Below are 22,552 nucleotides of genomic sequence, written 5' to 3' on the forward strand. Positions count from 1 at the left end.
AGTTGCTCACCGCCTTCTCCGAGAGCGCCGAGCACTACAACCGCACGGCCAGCCTCTGGACCAACGGCATCTGGGACATGGACGAGACCGGGGCGGGGGTGGCGCGCCTGTACTATGCCGCGCTCGGGCGGGCGCCGGATGCGGGTGGTTGGCAGGCCTGGACCAGCTACGTGAAGGCTGGCCACTCCGCCTCCGACCTGGCGGCGGCCTTCCCCGCCAGCGTCGAGTTCCAGGCCCGATACCCGAGCGTCGACAATGCCGGCTATGTCAGGCTGCTCTACGAGAACACGCTCGGCCGCGAGCCGGATCAGGGCGGCTACGATGCCTGGCTCGGCTACATGAACGCGGGCCATAGCCGGGTCGAGTTGCTCCAGCTTTTCGCCGACAGCGGCGAGTTCATCAACAAAACCCTGCCCCAGATCGATGGGGGAATTGTTTTTGCCTAAGCCGCTGTAGGCGCAGCGAGGACGGTTTCCACGGCACGGATGAGGGCCGGGGCGTCGGGCTCGGTCGCGGTGGGGAAGCCCTGGACGCGGCGGCCGTCGCGAGCGACCAGGTATTTGTGGAAATTCCAGCGCGGCGGGCCGCCGCCATGCGCCGCGAGGAAGGCGAAGAGCGGTGCAGCCTGGGCGCCGCGCACGCGGGCGGGCGTCGTCATCGGGAAGGTGACAGAGTAGTTCGCCTCGCAGAAATGCTTGATCGTGCGGGCGTCGGCGCTCTCCTGGTTGAAGTCGTTGGAAGGGACGCCGAGCACCACCAGGCCGCGCGGGGCGAAGCGGTCATGGAGCTTCTGCAGGCCGGCATATTGCGGGGTGAAGCCGCAGAAGCTGGCGGTGTTGACGATGAGCATCGGCCGGCCGCGGAAGCCGGCGAGGTCGAGCGGGCCGCCATCGATCGAGTCCATGCGGAAGTCGAAGGCGGTGGGCTCGGCGGCGGCGAGGGGGGCGGTCATTGCCATCGCGCCGAGGCCGAGCAGGATGCGGCGAGCGGGCTCAGCCATAGCGTTCTTCCAGCCAGGGGTCGCCGTTGTTGTGGTAGCCGCGGACTTCCCAGAAGCCGGGCCGGTCCTCGCGCAGCAGCTCGATGCGCGTCACCCATTTCGGGCTTTTCCAGAAATAGAGGCGGGGGAGGACGACCCGCACCGGGCCGCCATGCTGGCGGGTGATGGGCTCGCCTTCCCAGCTATGGGCGAGGAGGACCTCGTCGCGGGTGAACTCGGCCAGCGGGACGTTGGTGGTGTAGCCGTCATAGGAGGTGAAGGCGACGAAGCGGGCCTCCGCCTTCGGGCGGGCCAACTCGATCAGGTCGCGGGCGCGGACGCCCTGCCAGCGGTTGTCGTAGCGGCTCCATTGCGTGACGCAGTGAATGTCGTTGACCAGCTCGGTCTGCGGCAGGGCCATGAATTCGGGCAGGGTGAGGCGGACGGGCGCCTGCACCAGCCCCTCGATGCGGAGGCGCCAGCGATCAGGCGAGACGTCCGGCTGCACGCCGAGGTCGAGGACCGGCCAGTCCTTCACCAAGGTCTGGCCGGGGGGGAGGCGGTCGCGGGTCGGGTCGCCAGCGGTGCCGGTCAGGAGGCGGCCGTCGCGGGCCCAGGCCTGCTTGGTATCGACCAGCTTCTGGCGGATGCCGCCGCTCAGGGGGATGTCCTCGTCTTCGGCCATGGCGATCTCCTGCTGCCCTTACGTATCGGGGGCGGCAGCAGATGCAAGGGGCTCAGGCGCGGATGTCGAGGCGCTGGGGCGAGGTGGGGGACGGAGGGGGCGCCGGCGGGGCCGGCGAGGCGGTGTGGGACTTCTCGTCCTCGCGGGCGGCTTCGCGGCCGGTAGGCGGGCCGGCGTGGGGCGGGGCGAGGTTGGAGATGGTGGTCATGGGGCGGGACCTCAGCATCGGGGTGATGCGGGCATCCTGTCCGCGCTGTGCAACTTGAAGCTGCACTCATGCGGCTCGCCAGTCAAGGCAAGAATCTCATTTCATGAGACAGGAGTGGTCGGACCGGCGGGATTTGAACCCACGACCCCTTGTCCCCCAGACAAGTGCGCTACCAGGCTGCGCTACGATCCGTGCCGGGCGCGGGGATAGCACTGCGCCTCGGCGGAGGCTAGAGGGCTTCGGTCATTATCGGCCGGCGAGGGCGTGCAGTTCCTCGGCGATGTCCTCCAGCTCCTCGATGATGCTGCGGAGGCTCTCGGGGCCGGCCTCGGCGGGCTCGGGGAGGGGAAGGTCGGCCTCGCCGAGGCCACCCTCGCGCAGCAGCCGCTGCACGCCCTTGATGGTGTAGCCCTGGGTGTAGAGCAGGTCGGCGATGCGGCGCAGCAGGCCGATATCCTCCGGCCGGTAGTAGCGCCGGCCGCCGCCGCGCTTGAGCGGCTTGAGCTGGGGGAATTTCGTCTCCCAGAAACGCAGGACATGCTGCGGGATATGCAGGTCGTCCGCGACCTCGCTGATGGTGCGGAAGGCGGTCGGCGCCTTGCGGGGGCGCGGGGCGAGCTGGTCGCTCACGCAGCGTTATCCGAGGCTGGGTCGGCCTGGCCGTTGATGCGGGCCTTCAGCACCTGGGAGGGGCGGAAGGAAAGGACCTTGCGCGGCAGGATCGGCACCTCGACTCCGGTCTTCGGGTTGCGGCCGACGCGCTGGCCCTTCTGGCGCACCATGAAGGTGCCGAAGGCGGAGATTTTCACCGCTTCGCCGGCTTCGAGGGCGGCGGAGATGCGTTCCAGCACGGATTCGAGCAGGGCGGCCGATTCGTTCCGGGACAGCCCGACCTGGCTGTAGATCGCCTCGGCCAGGCTCGCGCGTGTGAGCGTATTCATCTGGCAACCGGTTCCCGCAAGCCATTCTGACGGTTAGGAAACCGGTATCCACCGCGTGCGTCAACCGCGCCCTGGCGAATGCGCAACAGCGTGGCGAGAATGTCGCAGTTGCCGCGTGCTGCTCAGGCTATTTGGGGATGCGCCCGGCGATGGCGGCTTGCAAGGCATAGACATCGACCTTGGTGTTGAAGGTCCGCTCGATGGGCGCCGAGGCTCCGCTGACCCAAATCTTGAATTCGGCCTCCAGGTCGAAATGGCCGGCGCTCTCGACGGAGAAGCGGACGATGCTCCGGTAGGGGATCGACAGGTATTCGGTCTTCCTGCCGGTGATGCCCTGCTTGTCGATCAGGAGGATCCGGCGATCCGTCAGCAGGATCACGTCGCGGACGATCTTGTAGGCGCTTTCGACCGGCTCGTCGGCGGCCAGCAGGCGGCCATACTCCTCCCGCGCCTGCGCCGGGTCGAACGCGCCCGCATGCCCCAGCAAGCCGGACAGAATCGCCATCACCCGCTACCTTCCTGCTTCAGGCTCGAAGAGCATAACGCCTGGCCAGCCGGGCAGGCGAGGGGTTCGAGGCCGGCGGTGGCCTTTCTCAGAACCGCAGCAGGCAGGCGCCCCAGGTGAGGCCGCCGCCGATGCCCTCCAGCACCATCAGGTCGCCGCGCTCGATCAGGCCGCAGCCGGCAACCTCGGCCAGGGCGAGGGGTATGGAGGCGGCGGAGGTGTTGGCGTGGCGGTCCACCGTCACCACGACGCGCTCGCGGGGCAGGTTCAGCTTCTTGCCCATCGCCTCGATGATGCGGAGATTGGCCTGGTGCGGCACCAGCCAGCGGAGATCGGCGTGACTCAGCCCATTCGCGGCCAGCGCCTCGTCCACCACGGCGGCGAGCTTGGAGACGGCGTGGCGGAAGACCTCCTTCCCTGCCATGCGCAGGAGGCCGGGGCCACCGGTGGAGCCGGCGCCGCCATCGACCAGCAGGATGTCGCCGTGGCGCCCGTCGGAATGGAGGTGGGTCGAGAGGATGCCACGATCCGTCCCTTCCTCGGCCGTCAGCACCACCGCGCCGGCGCCGTCGCCGAAGAGGACGCAGGTGTTGCGGTCGGTCCAGTCGAGGATGCGGGAGAAGACTTCCGCCCCGATGACGAGGACGCAGCGGGCCTGGCCGGTCTTCAGCAGCGCATCGGCCATGCCCATCGCATAGACGAAGCCGGTGCAGGCGGCGGCGATGTCGAAGGCGAAGCCGCGGGTGATGCCGAGATGCTGCTGGATGCGGACGGCGGTCGCGGGGAAGGCGCTGTCGGGCGTCGCGGTCGCGACGATGACGGCATCGACCTGGGCGGCCTCGATGCCGGCGCGCTCCAGCGCCTGGCGGGCGGCGGCGGCGCCCATCGAGGAGCAGGTCTCGCCCGGGGCGGCGATGTGGCGCTGGCGGATGCCGGTGCGCTCGGTGATCCACTCATCCGAGGTCTCGATGCCGAATTCGGCGGCGAGGGCGGCATTCGGCACGCAGCGTTCCGGCAGGTAGCCGCCGCAGCCGGCGATCACGGAACGGAGCATGGGGGCGCCCTCCTTCAGGCTGCGGCGACCGGCTTGCCGATCTGCGCCAGGCCCTCGCGGATGCGGTCGTTGAAGCGGTGGGTGACCATGTCCATGGCGACGTCGACGGCATGGGCGAAGCCGAGCGCGTCCGTCCCGCCATGCGACTTCACCACGACGCCGTTAAGGCCGAGCAGGATGGCGCCGTTGTAGCGACGGGGGTCCATCCATTCGCGCAGGCGGTCGAGCGCGGGGCGGGCGAGCAGGTAGCCGGCGCGGGCGGGAATGCTGCTGGTGAAGACCTGGCGGAGCAGGTCGCGCATCAGCTTCAGCGTGCCCTCGGCGGTCTTCAGCGCGACATTGCCTGTGAAGCCGTCTGTCACCACCACGTCGACGGTGCCGGCGGCGATGTCGTGGCCCTCGATGAAGCCGTGGAAATTGGCCCCGATATGGCTCTCGCGCAGCGTCTCGGCGGCGGCGCGGACGCGGTCGTCGCCCTTCAGCTCCTCGGAGCCGACATTGAGCAGGCCGAAGCTCGGCGATGTCAGGCCGAGCACGGCACGGGCGAAGCTGTCGCCCATGACGGCGAATTCGACGAGGTTGCGGGCATCGCACTGGATATTGGCGCCGAGGTCGAGCAACACCACGTCACCGCGCGCCGAGGGGGCGATGGCGGCGAGCGCCGGCCGGTCGATCTCCGGCAGGGTCTTCACCACGATCTTGGCGAGCGCCATGAGGGCGCCGGTATTGCCGGCGGAGACGACGCCGCTCGCCTCGCCGCCGGCGACCGCATCGATGGCGATGCGCATGGAGCTCTGGCGGCCCTGGCGCAGCGCGGCCGTCGGCTTCATCTCGGCGGAGATGACGTCCGGCGCGTGGCGCAGGCTGCAGGCGCGGGCGGCGCGGGGGCGGCGGGCGAGCATCCCGCCGATGCGGGCCTCGTCGCCGACCAGCAGGAAGCGGGCCTGCGGATGACGTTCCGCGGCCAGTTCCAGCCCGTCGAGCACGCAATCGGGCGCGTTGTCGCCGCCCATGGCGTCGATCGCCAGTGAAAAGCCTGGGGCGGCTGCGCCCTGCGGCCTTGTGCTCTGCGACACGCTCTGCCGGTCCTCGCCTGGGTGCCCGTTCCGGCTCAGTGGCGGATGGCGGCCTTCAGCGCATCCCCGGCAGGCACGACCTCGCGGCCGTCATAATGCCCGCAGGAGGAGCAGACATGATGCGGGCGCTTCAGCTCGCCGCAGTTGGAGCACTCGGCATGGGCCATGCTGGTCAGGGCCTGATGGCTCCGCCGCATGCCGGCACGGGAGGGCGAAACTTTCTTCTTCGGGACGGCCATGGCGCCGAGCCTTTCTTTGTAACACGCAAGGCGTTTCAACGGGAGGGCGGGGCTGTAGCACCGCACCCCCCATGGCGCAAGCGCATCTCCCCGTCCGGGGCTAGTTCTTCCGCAGCCTGGCGAGGGCGGCGAAGGCGTCGGCGGAGCGGTCGGTGGCTTCCTCGGGGAGTTCGGCACCGGGGGCGCGAGGATAAGGGTCGAGGGCGAGGGCCAGCTGCTCGGCCACCGCCTCGCCGAGATCGGCGATGCCGTCCGGGCATTCGATCTCGTCGATGTCGTCGGGCCCGTCCTGCGGCTCGCGGCCGGGAGGGAGGAGGCGGAAGGCGACCGGCTCGTCCACCGTCTGGGCGACCGGCTCCAGCGTCACGATGCAGGCCTGGGTGAGGCTGGCGGCGATGCTGCCTTCGGTGCGGACCGTGCCCTCCTCCTCCGGCGTCAGGCGCAGCTCGGCGGCGAAGCTCTCAAGGGAGAGGATGCCGAATCGGGCGGCGAGCGCGGTGCATTCCTCTGGCGTCGCCGTCAGGGTGAGGCGTCGGCCGCCCTCGCGGACTGTGCCGAGGGGCAGGGGGCGGGCGAATTCCGGGGCAGCGTCAGGCGGCATCGGCGGCTTCCAGCGGGGCGGGGAAGGCAGCCTCGCCGCGCAGCAGGGTGGCGAAAGGAAGGGCGGCCAGGGCCTCGGCGCCGCGCATGGCATGGCGGGCGAGGCTGTGGGCGGCCTCGCGCGGCACCTCGGCGGCCTCGCGCCAGACATTGCGCTCGAGGGCGGCGGCGAGGGCGGCCTCGTCGCCGGCATCGAGGGCGGCCTCATAGGCGAGGCAGCGGCCGTGGAAAGCCTCCCACATCCGCTTCACCCGCTTGCCGATGCTCATGTCGCCGGCGCCCATCTCACGCAGGTTGATGTCCATATCGGCGAACATGGCGTCGAAGACGGCCTGGGCGAGGGCGGCGCCGCGCTTGTCCGGGTCGGTGCGGAGGCGGCGGATCAGCAGGGCGACATGCAGGCCGACCACGTCGAAGCGGCCGTCCAGCGTGTCGGGGATGCCGAGGCTGCCGAAGAACCAGGGGTCACGCGCGGCGGCGACGGCGGCGCCGTAGAGTTCGAAGCCGGTACGCTCATGCGGCTTGCGGCGGAACAGGGCGAGCAGGCCCATGGTGGTTCGGTCCTCTTCACGGTCCGGCCACGGCGCGGTTGACCCTGCCGTGGCATGGTGGCATTCGCGCCGGAACAGTCATGCGCGGCCCGCGGCACGATGCCCCGGGCGGAGATCGAGAGTGGGACCAGACATGGATCGCCCCTGCCATCCGGTCAATCGGCCCGGAGCGTCCCATGTTGGCGCCCTCCGGCGGCGCGCGGCGGCGCTGGCGCTCGGCCTGCTGCTGGCGCTGCCCGGCTGCAGCATCTTCAGCATATTTGACGCGCCGACCGTGCAGCGCGGCAACCGGGTGACCGAGGACCAGCTGAAGGAGATCACCCCCGGCGTGCAGACGCGCCAGGACGTGCAGACCCTGCTCGGCTCGCCGACCCAGACCAGCACCTTCGGCGACCCCACCTGGTACTACATCAGCAGCATCACCCGGCAGCGGCCGGGGCGGGAGCTGCTGGTGACGGACCAGCAGACGGTCGTCATCGCCTTCGACCCCAATGGCGTGGTGCGGGAGGTGAAGGTGGTCGGCGAGGACGAGGCCAAGCCGGTGCCCATGGTCTCGCGCGTGACGCCGACGCCGGGCAACGACCGGTCGCTGCTGCAGGCGCTCTTCGGCAATGTGGGGCGGATCGGGCCGGGGGCGTCGATCCCGACCAGCCCGGGGGCGCCGGGGTCGGGGACGGGGCGGTAGGGGCGGGGCGCCGGCTTCGGTTGCCGCGAGCCCTCGCGCCGGCGGCTCAGAAGGCGCCGGGGGCCAGGCCCTGGAGTTCCTCGAAGCGTCCCATGACCTGCTCCGCCCCGGCTTCGAGGAGGCGCTCCCGGTGGCCAGGACCGCAGTGCCGCCCGCCCGTGAAGCCGAAGGCGCGCATGCCGGCGGCGCGGGCTGCCCGTATGCCGGGGATGCTGTCCTCGATCACCAGGCAGTCGGCGACGGGGGTCCGCATCCAGCCGGCGGCGTAGACGAAGACGTCCGGCGCCGGCTTGCCGCGGGCGACGAGCGAGGCGCTCACGATGTTCGGATCGAAGCGTTGCGCCAGCCCGACCACCTCCAGCCCGAGCCTGAGCTTGGCCGGGTAGGCGCTGGAGGCGACACAGGCGGGGACGCGCAGGCGGTCGAGCAGGTCTGCGATGCCAGGCATGATCCGCAGTTCGGTGGCATAGGCCTGTTCCACCCGCGCTTTGACGCGCGAGAAGAACTCCGCCGGCACGGGCCGGCCCCAGTCGGCCTCGACATCGGCGATCATCTCGCCTTCCGGCCGGCCGGCGAAGCGGGCGATGACCTCCTCCGTGGAGACCCGGTAGCCGAGCCGGGTGAATTCCTCGGCGGTCAACCGGCACACGACGATCTCGCTGTCGATCAGCACGCCGTCGCAGTCGAAGACGAGAAGGCCCGGCCATGGCCGTGGCGGAAGCCGCCCGCCGGCCGGGGCCGGCGTCGAGAGGATCGGCAAGGCGGCATCGGGGTCACGCGGCATCGATATACGACCCCGATGCGATGAGTCGGACCAGGCTGTTCACGGAGCGCATGGCCGCCTGGGGTGGGGAGCCCCTGCCGTCCGAATAGGCGGCGATCGGGTCTTCCACGCGGTCGGCGAAGCGCTTGGCGAAGGCCTGGACGGAACCGGGCGCCTCTGGCGTCGGGGCCTGGAAGCGCGCGAGGATCCGGCTCAGCGGATCGTCGCTGCTCAGGAAGCGCCCGAGGATCGCCTCTGCCGCGCCGCGCAGATACTCGTCGGGATCGACGTCGCGCAGGAAGCCGCCATAGGCCGGATCGCGGCGCAGGATCACGGCGATGCCCTCGCTCATCTCGGCCATCACGGCCTTGGCGAAGCTCAGGCGGTCCGGCGTTTCCTTGAGGAAATGGTTCAGCCTGACGTCCTTGTCGCCATCGCATGCCTGCAGGGCATCGAGCGCCAGCAGCCAGTGGCTTCCGTTCAGCAGCCAGCTCTTGATCTGCTTCTCGGTCGCCACGTGGCGGGTGAACTCGACGCGGCTCGTGGCGAACCGGCCGGCGAGCGCCTCCGTTTCAGGCTTGAGCTCGAGCTTCAAGGAGCCATAGGTCTCGGTGGAGACCACGGCGACGGGGTGCGCCCCCTCGCGGCCTTCTTCCAGGCCGATGCAGACGCGGTCCACCAGGGCATGGACGCGGGTTACATGCTGGCGCATCTCGTCGGAGATCATCCCGCCGAGATCCGCATCCGCGAAGACTTCGGATGCATCGAGGGTGTTCTCGCAGGCGACGAGGAAGACCGGGCCGGTGGCGCCACGGGCCCGCATCCCCGCCAGGACCCGCAAAGCGCCGAGCACGGGCTGGTAGTTCGCGGCGGCGATGACCGAGGCCGTCACTACGATGCCGTCGCGGTGCCGGCGCGAGCGGCTCGTAATCGTGCGGATGACCTCATCGATGTCGTCCGCGCCGTACTCCAGGAAGCCGTCGTAGTGGATGGCACAGCCTTGCCTGCCTTCCTCCTCGGGGTGCCGCAGGAGGTAGAGGCGGTCGGGGTTGTCGCGGAGGAGATCGTTGCGGCGGCGAGGCTCGAGCGCCGTGTTGCCGGTCGGCTTGGCGGCCGAGACCGCACGATTGACGATGAAGGTTTCGGTGTCAGCCGTCTGCAGGAACGGTACGACCAAGCCAAGGCCAAGCCTGCCGGCCCCAAAATGAATATGAAGCATCTACCCACCCAAGCGGAGGACTGTCGCAAGAAGGCAAAGTGCCGGAGCGGAAATCCGCAGCATGCGTGGCAATCCCGATTCGGGATGTCAAACAAGACATGCATTCTGGGGTTGCCGAAAATGATCGGAATGAAAAATTAAACTAAAAGGAGTACGAGTATGTACTATACTGCACACGAGTAGCCAGGGGCGATTATTTGCCTTTCGGTCTGCGGCATTGACCGTCGCGCCCAGAAAACATGCGAAGGTCAGTCTCGGGTCGCCCTCGCCTCACGGCGCCTAGTCCCGGTCAGGAATGCGTCGAGCGGATGGCAGCCGCTCCCGCTGATTGCCGGGAGGCGAGACGTTGCTCCAATCAGGTAGTCCTGCCTGATCGGCGTTCGCCTTAGCCGGCTGCTGCCCGCGTGCCGCGGATCTGCTGCCAGGCGATGGCGCCGAGGGCGAGGGCCAGGGCAGGCAGGACGGTGAGGTTCAGCACCGTCCATCCCGCCTGGGCATGGACCGCGCCGGAGAGGAAGGCGGTGCAGGCGACGGTGCCGAAGACGATGGTGTCGTTGGCGGCCTGGGCGCGGACGCGCTCCTCCGGCGCATGGGCCGTCGCCAGCAGCGTCGTCGCGCCGACGAACATGAAGTTCCAGCCCAGGCCGAGCAGGCCGAGGGCGAGGCTGAAATGGGTGAAGCTCTCGCCGCTGAGGCCGATCAGCACGCAAAGGGCGGTGAGGGCGGCGCCGGCAACGATCACGGGGCGGACGCCGAAACGGGTAATGAGGCGGCCGGTGAAGAAGCCGGGGCCGTACATCGCCACCGCATGGATCTGGATGACGGTCGCCGAGGCACCGATGCCGAAGCCGCAGAGCATCATCTCGACCGGCGTGGAGGTCATCAGCAGGTTCATGGTGCCGTAGGCCACCATGCCGGTGACGGCGGCGGTGAGGAAGGCGGGGCGGGCGATGATCTCCCAGACGGGCGCGCCGCCGGCATGGCGGGCAGGGGGCGGCGGCAGGCGGGTGAAGGAGAGCAGCGCCATGCAGAGCACGGGCAGGCAGGCGAGCACCAGATAGGTGCCGAGGAAAAGGTAGGGCGGCAGCGCCTCGCGCGTTGCCTTCACCAGCTCGGGCCCGAGGCTGGCGGCGAGGATGCCGCCGGTCATCACCAGGCTGATGGCGCGGGGGCGGTAGCCGGGCGAGGCGACCTCGGCGGCGGCGAAGCGGTAGTGCTGGGCGATGCCGAAGCCGAGGCCCGCGGGCACGGCGCCGACGCAGTAGAGGACGAAATCGCCCGTCCACACGCCGGCGGCGAAGGTGAGAGAGCCGGCCATGGCGCCGAGCGCGCCGAGGATGAAGCCGGGCCTGCGGCCGAGCCGGGCAAAGACCATCCCGGCCGGGATGGAGGCGGCCATGGTCGCCGTCATCTGGATGGCGACGGGGAGCGTCGAGAGCGACTTGTCCTCGGCGAGGCTGTGGCCGATCAGCGCCGCCATCACCGCCTGGCCGACGGTCGCCGCCTGCATCAGGGCCTGGCAGCAGAAGAGCAGCCAGACCTGGCGCTTCATGCGCCGATCGTCTTCAGAAATGCGACCATCCTCCCATGGGGAGCGCCATGGGGGCGCCCGCCGCGTCGATGACCCGGACCTCGGCGGGTCCTTCGGTGAACTCGCCGATCCTCGTGACCGGGGTGCCGGTGGCGGAGGCCAGGGCCTCGATGCCGGCGCCGGGCAGGGCGGCGAAGAGCAATTCGTAGTCGTCGCCACCGGTGAGGACCAGGGGCAGAAGGGCCGGGTCCTTCAAGATGAGGGCACGGGCGGCGGGGGAGAGGGGGAGCTTCTGCGCCTCGATGACGGCGCCGCAGCCGGCGGCGCGGCAGAGATGGCCGGCGTCCTGGACGAGGCCGTCGGAGACATCCATGGCCGCGCGGGCGAGGCCGGCGAGCGCGGTGCCGAGGGCGAGGCGGGGCTCCGGCAGGCGGTAGCGGCCGGCGAGATGGCCCCCGGCATCGGCGGGCAGGCGGCCCTGGAGGACGCGGAGGCCGAGGGCACCGTCGCCGATGGTGCCGGAGACGAAGAGTCCGTCGCCGGGGCGGGCGCCGGTGCGGCGGAGGGCGGCGCCGGGGGCGACGGTGCCGAGGATGGTCAAGGAGAGGCTGATCGGGCCGGGGATGGAGACGGTGTCGCCGCCGAGGACGGTGAGGCCGAAGCGCCGCTGGTCCTCGGCGAGGCCGGCGACGAAGCCATCGAGCCAACCGGCGGGCAGGTCGCGGGGCAGGGCGGTGGTCATCAGGTAGCCGAGCGGCGTGGCGCCCATGGCGGCGAGGTCGGAGAGGTTCACCCGCAGCAGCTTGCGGCCGATGGTATCCGGCGGGTCCTCGGGGAGGAAATGGACGCCGGCGACCATGGCGTCTGCGGCCAGCACCAGTTGCCGGCCGGGCGGCGGGTCGAGCAGCGCCGCGTCATCGGCGAGGCCGAGCGCGCCCGGCCCGGCCAATGGCAGGAAGTGCCGGGCGATGAGGGCGAATTCGGCGGGCGGCTCGGCCATCGGCGCTATTTCCGGCCGGCGGCGAATTCCTCGGGCCGCAGGGCGCGGGCCAGCGCGTCGAGCACGCCATTGGCGAAGCGCGGCTCCTCGCCGCCGAAGAAGCCATGGGCGATGTCGAGATACTCGTTGATCACCACCCGGGCCGGGGGCTGGCCGCCGCCTTCGGCGAATTCGGCGCAGGCGGCGCGGAGCAGGGCGCGCAGCACAGGGTCGAGCCGTGCCATCGGCCAGTCGGGGTCAAGGTGCTGCGCGATGAGGCCGTCGAGCCGGTCGCCGTTCTTGGCCGCGGTGCGGACGATGGTGCCGAAGAGCGGGCGGTCGGCTTCCGGCACGCCGCCTTCCTCATAGCCGCCGCCGATACGGTGGGCGAGGAATTGCTGGATGACGGCCTCGGCCGACTCGCCGGTCTGCTCGCTCTGGTAGAGCGCCTGGACGGCGGCGACGCGGGCGCCGGTGCGGGGGCGGCCGCCGCGGACCTGCGGAGCGCCGCCGGGCGCCTGGCCGGGGCGGCGGTTGCGGGACTTGCTGCCGGGCTTGCCGGGGGACTTACCCGCGGGCGGCTTGGCGCCGGGCTTCGGCGCCGCGGGGGTGCCAGACTGCTCGGCCTCCATCTCGGCGCGGAGCTTGTCGAGCTCGCTGGTGCCGAGGTCGGTGGTCTTCCAATTGCCGCTCACGCGAGGCTCCAGCGGCGGCGCAGCGCCACCTGGCCGAGCAGCGCATGGGCTGCCTCGGCGCCCTTGTTGTGGCGGTCATCGGCGGAGCGGGCCTCGGCCTGGGTGAGGCTGTCCACCGTCAGCAGGCCGAAGCCGATGGCGGCGCCGCGGTCGGTGGAAACGTCCATCACCCCCTGGCAGACGGCCGAGCAGATGAAGTCGTAATGGTCGGTCTCGCCCTTCACCACGCAGCCGAGCAGCAGGAAGCCGTCATAGCGCACCGCCTTGCCGCCCTTGGTCGGCTGGCTGAGGACCATGCGCAGCGCGGCGGGCAGCTCGAAGGCGCCAGCGACGTCCACCACATCGGCCGTCGCCTTCGCCTCGGCGAAGACGCGCTGGGCGCCGCGGAGCATGCCGCCCACGACATCGGCGTAATAGGGCGCCTGGATCACCAGCAGATGCGGCGCCGGGCCTTCCAGCGGCCGCGCCTGGCGTTCCGGCGCATCGATCGTGCTCATTCACCCGTCCTTTTGGAGCAGCGGCTTGGTCTCGACCACGCGCAGCCCGTAGCCTTCCAGCCCGACGATGGGCCGGGGGTTGTTCGACAGCCGGACCATGTCCCGCACGCCGAGATCGGCGAGGATCTGCGCGCCGATCCCATAGTCCCGGATCTCGGGCGGCGCCACCCGGCGGTCGCGGTTGTTCCTCACCTGCTCGCTCATATTGTCCGGCCGCCAGTCGCGGATGATGACGACGACGCCGCGGCCGGCCGCGTCGATCATCCGCATGGCGTCGTGCAGATCATCAGTGCCGGTGCCGAGGACGATGTCGTGCAGTAGGTTGGCGGCGTGCATCCGCACATGGACCGGGCCGGGGGCGCTGACATCGCCGCGGATCAGAGCCAGGTGCTCGCCAGGGGCGAGGGTGTTGCCGTAGACGACGAGGCGCCAGTCGCCGCCGACCGGGTGGTCGATACGGCCCTCGGAGAGGCGGCGGACGAGGCGTTCGGTGCGGCGGCGGTGGGCGATCAGGTCGGCGATGGTGCCGAGCTTCAGGCCGTGATGCTGGGCGAAGGCGACGAGGTCCGGCATCCGCGCCATGGTGCCGTCGTCGTTCATGATCTCGCAGATCACGCCCGAGGGGTTGAGGCCGGCGAGGCGGGCGAGGTCCACGGAGGCCTCGGTATGGCCGGCGCGGACCAGGGTGCCGCCATCGCGCGCCACGAGGGGGAAGACGTGGCCGGGCGTGACGATGTGCTCGCGGCCCATCTCAGGGTTGATGGCGACGGCGACGGTGTGTGCCCGGTCGGCCGCCGAGATGCCGGTGGTGACGCCCTCCTTCGCCTCGATGGAGACGGTGAAGGCGGTCGAGTGGCGGGTGCCGTTGGCGGCGGCCATCAGCGGCAGGCCGAGCTGCTCGACGCGCCTGCGGTCCATCGCCAGGCAGATCAGGCCGCGGGCGAAGCGGGCCATGAAGTTGATCGCATCGGGAGTCGCGAACTGGGCGGGGATGACGAGGTCGCCCTCGTTCTCGCGGTCCTCGTCATCGACCAGGATGAACATGCGGCCGCGGCGGGCCTCCTCGATCAGCTCCTCGGTCGGGGAGATGAAGTCGGCGAAATTGACGGTCTTGGTCGCCATAGTGTTGGTCATGGCCGGGCCGGTCATGCCTGGAGCCCCTTGAAGGAGACGAGCCGGGCGACGTAGCGCGCCAGCGTGTCGATCTCGATATTGACGAAGCCGCCCGGCTGCAGCGTGCCGAAGGTGGTCACGGCGGCGGTGTGGGGAATGACGTTGACGCCGAAGACCGCGCCCTCGACCTCGTTCACGGTGAGCGAGATGCCGTCGACGGCGATCGAGCCCTTGGCGGCGACGAAGGGGGCGAGGTGCTCGGGCAGGCGGAAGCGATAGCGGACGGAACCATTCTCGGGCACCGCCGAGAGCACCTCGGCGACGCCGTCGACATGGCCGGAGACGAGATGGCCGCCGAGCTCGTCGCCCATCCGGAGCGAGCGCTCGAGGTTGATGCGGCTGCCGGGGGCGAGGCGGCCGAGCGTCGTCTTCGACAGGCTCTCGGCCGAGGCGTCGACGGCGAACCAGTCGCCGCCGAGCTGCACCGCGGTGAGGCAGCAGCCGGAACAGGCGATGGAGGCGCCGATCGCCACCGGGGCGGGTTCGGCGAGGAAGGGAGGGGAGGTGCCGATGACGAGGCGCATGTCCTGCCCGTCGCCCAAAGGCTGTATCTCCCGCACCGTCCCCAGATCGGTCACGATCCCGGTGAACATGGCCCGCACTCCTCGAACTCGGTCAGCCAGTCATCGCCCAGCGGGCGGCTCGCCACCCTGCGGAACTTGGGCATGGCGGAAAGCAGAACAACCGGCAAGGGCTGTACGGCGGGCAAGCCATCGCCGCCCATGATGCCGGGGGCGTGGAACCAGGCGAGCCGGTTGACGAAGCCGCCGCGCAGCAGACCGGCGGCGAGGCCGGCGCCGCCTTCGGCGAGCACCCGCGTGACGCCGCGCTGGGCCAGGGCACCGAGCAGGGCGGCGAGGTCGAGGCCGGGCTTCGCGCGGGGGACGGAGAGAATCTGGACGCCGGCCTCCTGGAAAGGGGCCAGCACGCCGGGGCGCTGGTTGGTGCGGGTGGCGATCCAGGTCGGCACCTCGCGGGCCGTCTGCACCAGCCGGGAGGCGAGGGGGGTGCGCAGGCGGCTGTCGGCGACGACACGGGCCAGCGGCACGCGGGCGGTGCCGGGGAGGCGGGCGGTCAGCTCCGGGTCGTCGGCCAGGACGGTGCCGCTGCCGACCAGGATGGCGTCGTGCCGGGCGCGCAGCGCATGGGCTTCGCGGCGAGCGGCGGAGCCGGTGATCCACTGGCTCTCGCCGGTGGAGGTGGCGATGCGGCCGTCGAGCGTCGTCGCCAGCTTGAGGGTGACGAGGGGGAGGCCGGTGGTGATGCGGCGGGCGAAGCCGGCATTCTGGCGGCGGGCTTCCTCGCCCATCAGGCCGAGCTCGACGATGACGCCGGCCTCGCGCAGGCGTTGCAGGCCGCGGCCGTCGACGCGGGGGTCGGGGTCGCCGGTGGCGACGACGACGCGGCTGACGCCGGCGCGGATCAGGGCATCGCAGCAGGGGGGGGTGCGGCCCCAATGGGAGCAGGGCTCCAGGGTGACGTAGGCGGTGGCGCCGCGGGCGGCCTCCCCGGCGCGGTCGAGGGCCTGGGTCTCGGCATGGGGGCGGCCGCCGGGTTGGGTCCAGCCGCGGCCGACCACCTGCCCGTCCTTCACCAGCACGCAGCCGACCGCCGGGTTCGGCCAGGTATTGCCGAGGCCGCGCCGCGCGAGGGCCAGCGCGGCCGCCATGTGCTCCCGATCCGTCATGCGGCGCACTATGGGCCGGGCGGGCCGGGCGGCAAAGCCAGCTCCACCCGGAGGCCGGGGGCGGCATCGCCGAGGGTGAGGCGGGCGCCGTGCAGTTCCGCCACCGCCGCGACCAGGGCGAGGCCGAGGCCGGCACCGGGGCGGCTGCGGGCGGCGTCCAGCCGGTGGAAGCGGCGGAGGGCGGCCTCGCGCTGATTGGGGGGAATGCCCTCGCCGTCGTCCTCCACGGTGAGCACGCGGCCGGGGGTAAGGGCGAGGCGGATGCGGCCGCCCTCGCGTCCGTGCTTCACCGCGTTCTCCAGCAGGTTGGCGAGGGCCTGGGTCAGCAGCTCGCGGTCGCCGAAGCCCGCGATGCCGGGGGGGATGTCGGTTTCCAGGCGCTGGCCGCGGTCCTCAGCGGCGGGGGCGTAGACTTCGGCGACCGTTGCGGCGAGGGCGCTGAGGTCCAAGGGGGCGAAGCCGGCGCGGCGGGCGCCGCTCTCGATCTGGGCGATGCGGAGCAGGGCGGCGAAGATCTCCAGCAGCTGCTCGCAGTCGCGCAGCGCGGCCTCGGTGGCCGGGCGCCAGGTGGCGTCGTCCTCGGCGCGGAGGGCGGCTTCCAGCCGGCCGCGCAGGCGGGTGAGGGGGGTGCGGAGGTCGTGGGCGATGTCGTCCGTCACCTGGCGGAGGGTCTGCATCAGCGCCTGCACCCGGTCGAGCGCGGCGTTGATGCGGCGGGCCAGGCGGTCGAACTCGTCGCCGCCCGCGCGGATGGGGAGGCGGTGGCCGATCTCGCCCGATTCGACGCGGGCCAGCGCCGCATCCATGGCGGCGGCGCGGCGGGTGACGCCGCGGCCCATCAGCAGGCCGCCGAGCAGGCCGAGCAGCGCCGCGCCGCCGCCGACCCAGCCGGCGGCACCGAGCAGCAGCGATTCGAGCTGGCGGACGGGGGCGACGTCGCGGGCGACGACGAGGAAGCCGCCGCCTGGGAGCGGGGTGCCGAGGGCGAGCAACTCGGCTGGGTCGGCTTCCTCTGCGGCTTCGAGGCGGAGGCTGGACCAGCCGGGGGATTCGGGAGCGCTGGCGAGGTTGCCGGCGAGACGTTCGCCTTCCGGCCCGGCGAGCAGGTAGTATTGCGTGCCGCTGCGGTCGGCGGCGAGGCGAGCCTCGATGGAGAGGGCGGCCGAGCGGGGGCCACCGAGGCGGGCGGCCTGGACCAGCAACCCGCGGTCGCGATCGACCTCCTGGGCGAGCTGGCGGAGGGCAAAGCCGGTGGTCGCCCACCAGGCGATGCCGGAGAGGGCGGCGGTGCCGAGCAGGGTCAGCAGCAGGTGCAGAAGGGTGACGCGGAAGGTGGTGGTGCGCCACCAGCGGGTCGCGCGCTCGCTCATCGGGCGGCCCTCGGCCTGGCCGTGGCGGCCGAGGCCGAAACGGGGGCGCCTTGGGGAGAATCAGTCCGGGGCGCGGATGGCATAGCCGGCGCCGCGCATGGTGTGGATGAGGGGCGGCTCGCCGAGCTTGGCGCGCAGCCGGCTCATATGCGTCTCGACCACGCTGGTCTTCGGGTCGAAATGGAAGTCCCAGACGCCCTCCAGCAGCATGGTCCGCGTGACCACCTGGCCGGTGCGGCGCATCAGGTATTCGAGCAGGCGGAATTCGCGGGGCTGCAATTCGATGCGGCGGCCGGCACGGGTGACGGCGCGGCGGAGCAGGTCCATCTCGAGGTCGGCGACCTGGAGGGTGGTCGCCTCGGTTGCCATGGGCGGGCGGCGGGCGAGGGCGTTGAGCCTCGCCATCAGCTCGGCGAAGGCGAAGGGCTTGCCGAGATAGTCGTCGGCGCCGGCCTCCAGACCCTCGACACGGTCGCCGATGCCGGTGCGGGCGGTCAGGAACAGGACCGGGGTGCGGAGGCCGGCGGCGCGAAGCGCCCGAACGAGGGCGAGGCCGTCGAGCTTCGGCAGCATGCGGTCGACCACCAGCACATCATGGCTCGCCTGCATGGCGAGATGGAGGCCGTCCGGGCCGTCGGCGGCGTGGTCGACCACATGGCCGGCCTCGGTCAGGCCGCGGCGGATGAAGCCCGCGGTCTCTGCATCGTCCTCGACCAGCAGGATCTTCACGCTGTCCCGGTCCCTCGTCCCTCACCGGACAATAGGCAGAGGTGGATCGAATGCGAACTCCCCTGGCCCACGGGGCTTCTGCCCTCGCCAGACAAGGAATCCCCCATGCGACGCCTCCCCCTCCTCGCCGCCGCCGGGCTGCTGCTCGGCGCCGCCGGGCTGCTGCTCGGCGCCGGCGCCGCCCGTGCCCAGGACTGCCTGCAGGTGATGGCCGGCGACCCGCGGCTCAGCAGCTTCGTCGAGGCGCTGAACCGTACCGGCCAGGCCGAGCTGCTGCATGGCAGCGGGCCCTTCACCATCCTCGCGCCCGATAACGGCGCGATCGCCCGGGTGCCGGTGAATATCCGCGACGACCTGATGGGCTCGCAGCCCGGTGCCGATGTCGACCCGGTGCGTGGGCCGGCGGTGGTCAATGCGCAGATGATCGACGGGCGGCACATGGCCCGCGAGGTGGAGGGGCGCGACCGCGTGACGGTCAGGACGCGCAACGGCAACATGCTGCTGATCCAGCGTGGGGCGGACGGGCAGTACACGCTGGTGCCGGAGCGCGGCGGCTTCGGCGCGGGCGGCATCCGCCAGGTCGAGCCGGCGCATGTGGTGCAGGCCGACATCCCGTGCAGCAACGGCGTCGTCCATATCGTGGACCGCGTGCTGGTGCGCTGAACGGGCGCTTCCATACCGATCCGTATGGTTCGGGGCAGGAAGCCCGCAGGTGCCTGGGGCTTTGATGGGGGCATGGCGGTCGCCCTGGAGCGGCCGCCCCTCAGGAAGGAGCCTCCATCGATGACTCGCATCACCAAGATCCTGGCCGGCGGCGCACTGGCGCTGGCGCTCGGCACCACGGCGCTGACGCCCTTCGTCCCGCCGGCCACGGCGCAATCGGCCGCCCAGCCGGCGACGGCCGTCGCGCTGCCGCGGCCGGTGGGGCCGGATTTCGCCGATCTCGCGGCGCGGGTGGCACCGGCGGTCGTGCGCATCAGCATCACCGGCCATACCGAGGCGACGCCGGCGCAGGTGCCGCCCGAGCTTCGCGGCACGCCTTTCGAGCGCTTCTTCCGGCAGCGCCAGGGGCCGACCGAGCGGCGGGTCATGGGTCAGGGGAGCGGGTTCATCATCGACCCGGCCGGCTATGTCGTGACCAACAACCATGTCGTCGGCCAGGCGGATTCGGTGAAGGTGGAGCTGGCGGACGGCCGGCAGCTGCCGGCCCGCGTCGTCGGCACCGACCCGAAGACGGACCTCGCCCTCATCAAGATCGAGGCGGGCGGCGACCTGCCGACCGTGGCCTTCGGGAACAGCGACCAGCTGCGGGTCGGCGAGTGGGTGCTGGCGATGGGCAACCCGTTCGGGCTCGGCGGGACGGCGACGGCGGGCATCGTCTCGGCGCGCGGGCGGCAGATCGGCGCAGGGCCCTATGACGACTTCATCCAGACCGATGCCTCGATCAACCCAGGCAATTCGGGCGGGCCGCTGTTCAATTCGCAGGGCCAGGTGGTCGGGGTGAATGCGGCGATCTTCTCGCCCTCGGGCGGCAATATCGGAATCGGTTTTGCCATCCCCGCCTCGCTGGCGCAGTCGGTCATCGGCCAGCTGAAGGAGCATGGGAAGGTCGAGCGCGGCTGGCTCGGCGTCTCGATGCAGGCGATCGACCCGGCGCTGGCGAGCGCGCTTGGCTTGCCAGGGAACAAGGGCGCGCTGATCGGCGGGCTGGAGGCGGATGGGCCGGCGGCCAGGGCCGGGCTGCAGCCGGGCGACGTCGTCACGGCGGTGGATGGCCATGCGGTCGCCGCGCCGCGGGATCTGGCCGAGGCGGTGGGTGAGCAGCGGCCGGGCGCGACCATCACCCTCGGCCTGCTGCGGGATGGGAAGCCGGTGGAGCAGCGGGTGACGCTGGCCGGCATCCCGGACCAGCAGGAGGCGAAGGGCGGGCCAGGGCAGTCGCAGTCCTCGGGCAATCTCGGCCTGGCGCTGGCGCCGCGTGACCGGGGTGGCCAGGGTGCGGTGGTGGCCGAGGTGCAGCCCGATAGCGTGGCCGCGACGCAGGGCTTGCAGCCGGGCGATGTCATCCTCCGTGCCGGGGACCGAGCGGTGAGCGCGCCGCGCGACGTGGCCGAGGCCGTTGGTGCCGCGCGGCGGGCCAACAAGCCGGCGATCGCGCTGCAGATCGAGCGCGATGGCGGGCGGGCCTTCGTCGCCCTGCCGCTGAAGGCAGGCTGACGGCGCGTGCCGTCACCGGTGCTTCGGGCCGGTGGCGGGGATTGCGGGGCGGCGCCCGGTGGCTTCGGCACGCGGGCGCCGCTTCGGCCTGTCGCGGGCGGCCCATGCATTGCATACTGTTTCTCACGGCCGCCGCGGATTGACGCCGAGGCGGCGGGCGCGCATGGCGGGGCTCCGCCGACATGGTCGAGGAGCCGGCGTCCGTCTTGCGGGGGCGCGGCCGAGGGAGAAGAGGCATGGAACCCTGGCAGCTCACCGCCACCGCCGCCGCGGCGAAGCTCCGGGAGGGCCGCCTCACCGCCGAGGCGCTGGTGCGCTCCTGCCTCGAGCGCATCGCCGAGCGGGAGCCGGTGGTGAAGGCCTGGACCTTCCTCGACCCGCTGCTCGCCATCGCCAGCGCGCGCGAGGTGGACAAGGCCCACACCATGGGCGTGCTGCATGGGCTGCCGATTGGCGTGAAGGACATGATCGAGACGGCGGACATGCCGACCACCTACAATTCGCCGATCTACCAGGGGCTGCGGCAAGGGCGGGACGCGGCCTGCGTCGGCATCGCGCGCGGCGAAGGGGCGGTGATCCTCGGCAAGACGGATACGGTGGAATTCGCCGCGGCCGGGCGGCGGGCGTTGACCCGCAACCCGCATGACACGGCGCGGACGCCGGGCGGCTCCTCCTCCGGCTCGGCGGCGGCGGTCGCGGACGGGATGGTGCCGCTGGCCTTCGGCACCCAGACCGGCGGCAGCACGATCCGCCCGGCCTCCTTCTGCGGCGTCTACGCGATGAAGCCGACGCATGGGGTGGTGAACACCGAGGGCGCCAAGCGCTACTCGCACACGCTGGATACCATCGGCTGGTATGGGCGGGCGCCGGAGGACCTGCGGCTGGTGGCGGAGGCCTTCCGCCTCTTCGACCTCGACCAGCCGTTCGGCAAGCCGCTGACGCAATTGCGCATCGGCATCTGCCAGGGGCCGAACTGGCATCTGGCCGAACAGTCCTCGCATGAGGCGCTGCTGCTGGCGGCGCGGCGGCTGGAGGCGGCGGGGGCCATCGTCGAGGAGCTGGCGCTGCCGCAGGCCTTCGAGGGCATCACCGAGGCGCAGCGCGTGGTGCTGCTGGGCGAGGGGCGCGGTGCCTTCCTGCAGGAATACGTCGCGGCGCATGACAGGCTGCATGCCGACTTCCGCGATCGCGTCGAGAATTTCGCCGGCATCAGCGGGGCGCAGCTGGCGGGGGCCTACAACCTGGCGGCGGAGTGCCGGAAGCTCTTCGACGCGCTCTTCCCGCGCTTCGACGCGGTGCTGACGCCGGCGGCGGTGGGCGAGGCGCCGCTCGGGCGGCAGGATACCGGCAACCCGGTCTTCAACAGCATGTGGACGCTGCTGCATGTGCCCTGCATCGCCATCCCCACCACGCGCGGACCGCATGGCATGCCGGTGGGCGTTCAGATCGTGGGGCCGCGCTTCGGCGATGCGGCGCTGCTGGATGTGGCGGCGCTGGTCGGGCCGGTGATCGACCAGCCCTGAGTCGGGGAGGCGGTGGCCTCCCCAGACATTCCATCAGGCGATGGTGCAGGCTTCCTCGAAGGCGAGGCGCGGCAGGCGGTCGAAGACGCCGCTCGGGTCGCCATGGCCGATATTGACGAGGAAGTTGGACTTCACCGTGGTGCCGGCGAAGAAGGCCTCGTCGCACTTCGCCTTGTCGAAGCCGGACATGGCGCCGACATCGAGGCCGACGAGCTTCGCCGCCATCATCAGGTAGGCGCCCTGGAGCGTCGCGTTGCGGAAGGCGGTCTCCGCCGCCAGTTCCGGGCTGGAGGTGAACCAGGAGCGGGCATCGGCATGCGGGAAGAGCTGCGGCAGCTTCTCGTAGAATTCCATGTCCTGCGCGACGATGACGCAGACCGGCGCGCTCATCGTCTTGGCGAGGTTGCCGGAGGAGAGGCAGGGGGCGAGCTTGTCCTTGCCCTCCTTCGTGGTGACGAAGACGAAGCGGGCCGGCGAACAATTCGCCGAGGTGGAGCCCATCTTCAGAATGTCGTAGATTTGCCGCAGCTCCGCCTCGGAGACGGGCTGGTCGGTCCACTTGTTCTGGGTGCGCGCCTTGAGGAAGAGTGCGTCGATGGCGGCCTGGTCGGGCATCGTCAGGGTCTCCTTGGTTGCCGCGTGATAG

29 protein-coding genes and 1 tRNA gene are annotated in these 22,552 nt (G+C 71.4%); 6 read left to right on the forward strand and 24 right to left on the reverse strand.

Translation table 11 applies throughout. The features are described 5' to 3' along the window. On the forward strand, positions 1-446 hold a 446-nt coding region (locus EP26_RS20690), incomplete at its 5' end, for a DUF4214 domain-containing protein (RefSeq protein WP_043341464.1). Here EP26_RS20690 and EP26_RS20695 read toward each other — a convergent pair. The 12 genes from EP26_RS20695 to EP26_RS20745 all read right to left on the reverse strand — a co-directional run bounded on the left by EP26_RS20695 (position 443) and on the right by EP26_RS20745 (position 6,838). Next, positions 443-1,000: a glutathione peroxidase gene (locus EP26_RS20695; RefSeq protein ID WP_084112695.1), complete on the reverse strand. Its 558-nt coding sequence runs from the start codon at positions 998-1,000 to the stop codon at positions 443-445. The two genes, EP26_RS20690 and EP26_RS20695, sit on opposite strands and share 4 nt — an antisense overlap. Then, positions 993-1,664 (reverse strand): sulfite oxidase-like oxidoreductase, encoded by a 672-nt coding sequence (locus tag EP26_RS20700; RefSeq protein ID WP_043341465.1) that lies wholly within the window; start codon positions 1,662-1,664, stop codon positions 993-995. Before EP26_RS20700 ends, EP26_RS20695 begins: the two co-directional genes overlap by 8 nt. Before the next feature lie 52 nt (positions 1,665-1,716). Next, positions 1,717-1,872 (reverse strand): hypothetical protein, encoded by a 156-nt coding sequence (locus tag EP26_RS35035; RefSeq protein ID WP_157033647.1) that lies wholly within the window; start codon positions 1,870-1,872, stop codon positions 1,717-1,719. Between the two features lie 115 nt (positions 1,873-1,987). After that, positions 1,988-2,064: transfer RNA gene (locus EP26_RS20705), tRNA-Pro, on the reverse strand. Between the two features lie 54 nt (positions 2,065-2,118). Further along, positions 2,119-2,502, reverse strand: coding sequence for a MerR family transcriptional regulator (locus EP26_RS20710; protein WP_043341466.1), 384 nt, complete (start codon positions 2,500-2,502; stop codon positions 2,119-2,121). Continuing rightward, positions 2,499-2,813, reverse strand: a complete 315-nt coding sequence (locus tag EP26_RS20715; protein ID WP_043341467.1) for an integration host factor subunit alpha — start codon at positions 2,811-2,813, stop codon at positions 2,499-2,501. Before EP26_RS20715 ends, EP26_RS20710 begins: the two co-directional genes overlap by 4 nt. A 127-nt stretch (positions 2,814-2,940) precedes the next feature. Continuing rightward, a complete protein-coding gene (locus tag EP26_RS20720) occupies positions 2,941-3,318 on the reverse strand; it encodes a PH domain-containing protein (protein ID WP_043341468.1) in 378 nt (125 codons plus the stop codon). A gap of 88 nt (positions 3,319-3,406) precedes the next feature. Continuing rightward, the gene (locus EP26_RS20725; protein WP_043341469.1) at positions 3,407-4,372 is read right to left on the reverse strand and encodes a beta-ketoacyl-ACP synthase III; all 966 of its coding nucleotides are present in this window, start codon (positions 4,370-4,372) and stop codon (positions 3,407-3,409) included. A 14-nt stretch (positions 4,373-4,386) separates the two neighbouring features. After that, positions 4,387-5,448 carry a phosphate acyltransferase PlsX gene (gene plsX / locus EP26_RS20730; protein WP_043341470.1) on the reverse strand — a complete coding sequence of 354 codons (1,062 nt, stop codon included), beginning with the start codon at positions 5,446-5,448 and terminating at the stop codon, positions 4,387-4,389. Positions 5,449-5,483: 35 nt separating this feature from the next. Further along, positions 5,484-5,687, reverse strand: a complete 204-nt coding sequence (gene rpmF / locus EP26_RS20735; RefSeq protein WP_043341472.1) for a 50S ribosomal protein L32 — start codon at positions 5,685-5,687, stop codon at positions 5,484-5,486. 100 nt (positions 5,688-5,787) lie between these two features. Next, a complete protein-coding gene (locus EP26_RS20740) occupies positions 5,788-6,288 on the reverse strand; it encodes a YceD family protein (RefSeq protein ID WP_043341475.1) in 501 nt (166 codons plus the stop codon). Next, positions 6,278-6,838 (reverse strand): ubiquinol-cytochrome C chaperone family protein, encoded by a 561-nt coding sequence (locus tag EP26_RS20745; protein WP_043341479.1) that lies wholly within the window; start codon positions 6,836-6,838, stop codon positions 6,278-6,280. Before EP26_RS20745 ends, EP26_RS20740 begins: the two co-directional genes overlap by 11 nt. Positions 6,839-6,971: 133 nt before the next feature. Here EP26_RS20745 and EP26_RS20750 point away from each other — a divergent pair, with 133 nt between their 5' ends. After that, positions 6,972-7,523 carry an outer membrane protein assembly factor BamE gene (locus EP26_RS20750; protein ID WP_084112696.1) on the forward strand — a complete coding sequence of 184 codons (552 nt, stop codon included), beginning with the start codon at positions 6,972-6,974 and terminating at the stop codon, positions 7,521-7,523. A gap of 46 nt (positions 7,524-7,569) precedes the next feature. Here the strand turns inward: EP26_RS20750 and EP26_RS20755 are convergent, their stop codons facing one another. Continuing rightward, complete coding sequence (locus EP26_RS20755) at positions 7,570-8,307, reverse strand: HAD family hydrolase (RefSeq protein ID WP_084112697.1); 738 nt, start codon at positions 8,305-8,307, stop codon at positions 7,570-7,572. Further along, on the reverse strand, positions 8,297-9,013 hold the full coding sequence (locus EP26_RS35040) for a hypothetical protein (RefSeq protein ID WP_157033649.1): 717 nt from the start codon (positions 9,011-9,013) through the stop codon (positions 8,297-8,299). Before EP26_RS35040 ends, EP26_RS20755 begins: the two co-directional genes overlap by 11 nt. On the opposite strand from EP26_RS35040, the gene EP26_RS35045 reads away from it, so the two are divergent. Next, positions 8,987-9,646, forward strand: coding sequence for a hypothetical protein (locus EP26_RS35045; RefSeq protein WP_157033650.1), 660 nt, complete (start codon positions 8,987-8,989; stop codon positions 9,644-9,646). The two genes, EP26_RS35040 and EP26_RS35045, sit on opposite strands and share 27 nt — an antisense overlap. Before the next feature lie 244 nt (positions 9,647-9,890). On the opposite strand, the gene EP26_RS20765 is transcribed toward EP26_RS35045, so the two are convergent. Genes EP26_RS20765 through EP26_RS20805 form a run of 9 tightly spaced genes read right to left on the reverse strand, consistent with a single transcriptional unit; the run spans position 9,891 to position 18,166 of the window. Continuing rightward, positions 9,891-11,057, reverse strand: a complete 1,167-nt coding sequence (locus EP26_RS20765; RefSeq protein WP_043341482.1) for an MFS transporter — start codon at positions 11,055-11,057, stop codon at positions 9,891-9,893. A 13-nt stretch (positions 11,058-11,070) separates the two neighbouring features. After that, the gene (gene thiL / locus EP26_RS20770; RefSeq protein WP_043341484.1) at positions 11,071-12,036 is read right to left on the reverse strand and encodes a thiamine-phosphate kinase; all 966 of its coding nucleotides are present in this window, start codon (positions 12,034-12,036) and stop codon (positions 11,071-11,073) included. 5 nt (positions 12,037-12,041) lie between these two features. Beyond that, complete coding sequence (gene nusB / locus EP26_RS20775; protein ID WP_408735105.1) at positions 12,042-12,710, reverse strand: transcription antitermination factor NusB; 669 nt, start codon at positions 12,708-12,710, stop codon at positions 12,042-12,044. Further along, the gene (ribH, locus tag EP26_RS20780) at positions 12,707-13,207 is read right to left on the reverse strand and encodes a 6,7-dimethyl-8-ribityllumazine synthase (protein WP_043341485.1); all 501 of its coding nucleotides are present in this window, start codon (positions 13,205-13,207) and stop codon (positions 12,707-12,709) included. The genes nusB and ribH overlap by 4 nt, the downstream gene beginning before the upstream one ends. Continuing rightward, complete coding sequence (gene ribB / locus EP26_RS20785) at positions 13,208-14,356, reverse strand: 3,4-dihydroxy-2-butanone-4-phosphate synthase (RefSeq protein WP_084112698.1); 1,149 nt, start codon at positions 14,354-14,356, stop codon at positions 13,208-13,210. Then, positions 14,353-14,973 (reverse strand): riboflavin synthase, encoded by a 621-nt coding sequence (locus EP26_RS20790; RefSeq protein ID WP_043341487.1) that lies wholly within the window; start codon positions 14,971-14,973, stop codon positions 14,353-14,355. Before EP26_RS20790 ends, ribB begins: the two co-directional genes overlap by 4 nt. Further along, positions 14,955-16,049, reverse strand: a complete 1,095-nt coding sequence (gene ribD / locus EP26_RS20795) for a bifunctional diaminohydroxyphosphoribosylaminopyrimidine deaminase/5-amino-6-(5-phosphoribosylamino)uracil reductase RibD (RefSeq protein WP_043341488.1) — start codon at positions 16,047-16,049, stop codon at positions 14,955-14,957. Before ribD ends, EP26_RS20790 begins: the two co-directional genes overlap by 19 nt. Positions 16,050-16,075: 26 nt before the next feature. Beyond that, positions 16,076-17,437 (reverse strand): sensor histidine kinase, encoded by a 1,362-nt coding sequence (locus EP26_RS20800; protein WP_043341489.1) that lies wholly within the window; start codon positions 17,435-17,437, stop codon positions 16,076-16,078. 60 nt (positions 17,438-17,497) lie between these two features. Beyond that, positions 17,498-18,166 carry a winged helix-turn-helix domain-containing protein gene (locus tag EP26_RS20805; protein WP_043341493.1) on the reverse strand — a complete coding sequence of 223 codons (669 nt, stop codon included), beginning with the start codon at positions 18,164-18,166 and terminating at the stop codon, positions 17,498-17,500. Between the two features lie 105 nt (positions 18,167-18,271). Here EP26_RS20805 and EP26_RS20810 point away from each other — a divergent pair, with 105 nt between their 5' ends. The 3 genes from EP26_RS20810 (at position 18,272) to EP26_RS20820 (ending at position 21,906) form a co-directional block, all read left to right on the forward strand. After that, positions 18,272-18,829: a fasciclin domain-containing protein gene (locus EP26_RS20810; RefSeq protein ID WP_043341495.1), complete on the forward strand. Its 558-nt coding sequence runs from the start codon at positions 18,272-18,274 to the stop codon at positions 18,827-18,829. Between the two features lie 120 nt (positions 18,830-18,949). After that, entirely contained in the window at positions 18,950-20,383 is a 1,434-nt protein-coding gene (locus tag EP26_RS20815) for a DegQ family serine endoprotease (RefSeq protein WP_084112706.1), read from the forward strand. Between the two features lie 236 nt (positions 20,384-20,619). Then, positions 20,620-21,906 carry an amidase gene (locus EP26_RS20820; RefSeq protein WP_043341497.1) on the forward strand — a complete coding sequence of 429 codons (1,287 nt, stop codon included), beginning with the start codon at positions 20,620-20,622 and terminating at the stop codon, positions 21,904-21,906. A 33-nt stretch (positions 21,907-21,939) separates the two neighbouring features. Here EP26_RS20820 and EP26_RS20825 read toward each other — a convergent pair whose 3' ends face one another. Then, positions 21,940-22,521, reverse strand: a complete 582-nt coding sequence (locus EP26_RS20825) for a malonic semialdehyde reductase (protein ID WP_043341504.1) — start codon at positions 22,519-22,521, stop codon at positions 21,940-21,942. Positions 22,522-22,552: the final 31 nt, after the last annotated feature.

This window comes from Belnapia moabensis DSM 16746, assembly GCF_000745835.1.
In the GTDB taxonomy this organism is placed as follows: domain Bacteria; phylum Pseudomonadota; class Alphaproteobacteria; order Acetobacterales; family Acetobacteraceae; genus Belnapia; species Belnapia moabensis.

Bases quoted from the DNA above. Each gene is read 5' to 3' on its own strand.
- EP26_RS20720 (WP_043341468.1), bottom strand. From the start codon at position 3,318: ATGGCGATTCTGTCCGGCTTGCTGGGGCATGCGGGCGCGTTCGACCCG.
- EP26_RS20815 (WP_084112706.1), top strand. From the start codon at position 18,950: ATGACTCGCATCACCAAGATCCTGGCCGGCGGCGCACTGGCGCTGGCG.
- EP26_RS20790 (WP_043341487.1), bottom strand. From the start codon at position 14,973: ATGTTCACCGGGATCGTGACCGATCTGGGGACGGTGCGGGAGATACAG.
- EP26_RS20765 (WP_043341482.1), bottom strand. From the start codon at position 11,057: ATGAAGCGCCAGGTCTGGCTGCTCTTCTGCTGCCAGGCCCTGATGCAG.
- EP26_RS35045 (WP_157033650.1), top strand. From the start codon at position 8,987: ATGCTGGCGCATCTCGTCGGAGATCATCCCGCCGAGATCCGCATCCGC.
- EP26_RS20745 (WP_043341479.1), bottom strand. From the start codon at position 6,838: ATGGGCCTGCTCGCCCTGTTCCGCCGCAAGCCGCATGAGCGTACCGGC.
- EP26_RS20700 (WP_043341465.1), bottom strand. From the start codon at position 1,664: ATGGCCGAAGACGAGGACATCCCCCTGAGCGGCGGCATCCGCCAGAAG.
- EP26_RS20725 (WP_043341469.1), bottom strand. From the start codon at position 4,372: ATGCTCCGTTCCGTGATCGCCGGCTGCGGCGGCTACCTGCCGGAACGC.
- rpmF (WP_043341472.1), bottom strand. From the start codon at position 5,687: ATGGCCGTCCCGAAGAAGAAAGTTTCGCCCTCCCGTGCCGGCATGCGG.
- EP26_RS20740 (WP_043341475.1), bottom strand. From the start codon at position 6,288: ATGCCGCCTGACGCTGCCCCGGAATTCGCCCGCCCCCTGCCCCTCGGC.
- thiL (WP_043341484.1), bottom strand. From the start codon at position 12,036: ATGGCCGAGCCGCCCGCCGAATTCGCCCTCATCGCCCGGCACTTCCTG.
- EP26_RS20695 (WP_084112695.1), bottom strand. From the start codon at position 1,000: ATGGCTGAGCCCGCTCGCCGCATCCTGCTCGGCCTCGGCGCGATGGCA.
- EP26_RS20820 (WP_043341497.1), top strand. From the start codon at position 20,620: ATGGAACCCTGGCAGCTCACCGCCACCGCCGCCGCGGCGAAGCTCCGG.
- EP26_RS20715 (WP_043341467.1), bottom strand. From the start codon at position 2,813: ATGAATACGCTCACACGCGCGAGCCTGGCCGAGGCGATCTACAGCCAG.
- EP26_RS35035 (WP_157033647.1), bottom strand. From the start codon at position 1,872: ATGACCACCATCTCCAACCTCGCCCCGCCCCACGCCGGCCCGCCTACC.
- EP26_RS20800 (WP_043341489.1), bottom strand. From the start codon at position 17,437: ATGAGCGAGCGCGCGACCCGCTGGTGGCGCACCACCACCTTCCGCGTC.
- EP26_RS20755 (WP_084112697.1), bottom strand. From the start codon at position 8,307: ATGCCGCGTGACCCCGATGCCGCCTTGCCGATCCTCTCGACGCCGGCC.
- EP26_RS35040 (WP_157033649.1), bottom strand. From the start codon at position 9,013: ATGATCTCCGACGAGATGCGCCAGCATGTAACCCGCGTCCATGCCCTG.
- ribD (WP_043341488.1), bottom strand. From the start codon at position 16,049: ATGGCGGCCGCGCTGGCCCTCGCGCGGCGCGGCCTCGGCAATACCTGG.
- EP26_RS20825 (WP_043341504.1), bottom strand. From the start codon at position 22,521: ATGCCCGACCAGGCCGCCATCGACGCACTCTTCCTCAAGGCGCGCACC.
- EP26_RS20750 (WP_084112696.1), top strand. From the start codon at position 6,972: ATGGATCGCCCCTGCCATCCGGTCAATCGGCCCGGAGCGTCCCATGTT.
- ribH (WP_043341485.1), bottom strand. From the start codon at position 13,207: ATGAGCACGATCGATGCGCCGGAACGCCAGGCGCGGCCGCTGGAAGGC.
- EP26_RS20810 (WP_043341495.1), top strand. From the start codon at position 18,272: ATGCGACGCCTCCCCCTCCTCGCCGCCGCCGGGCTGCTGCTCGGCGCC.
- ribB (WP_084112698.1), bottom strand. From the start codon at position 14,356: ATGACCGGCCCGGCCATGACCAACACTATGGCGACCAAGACCGTCAAT.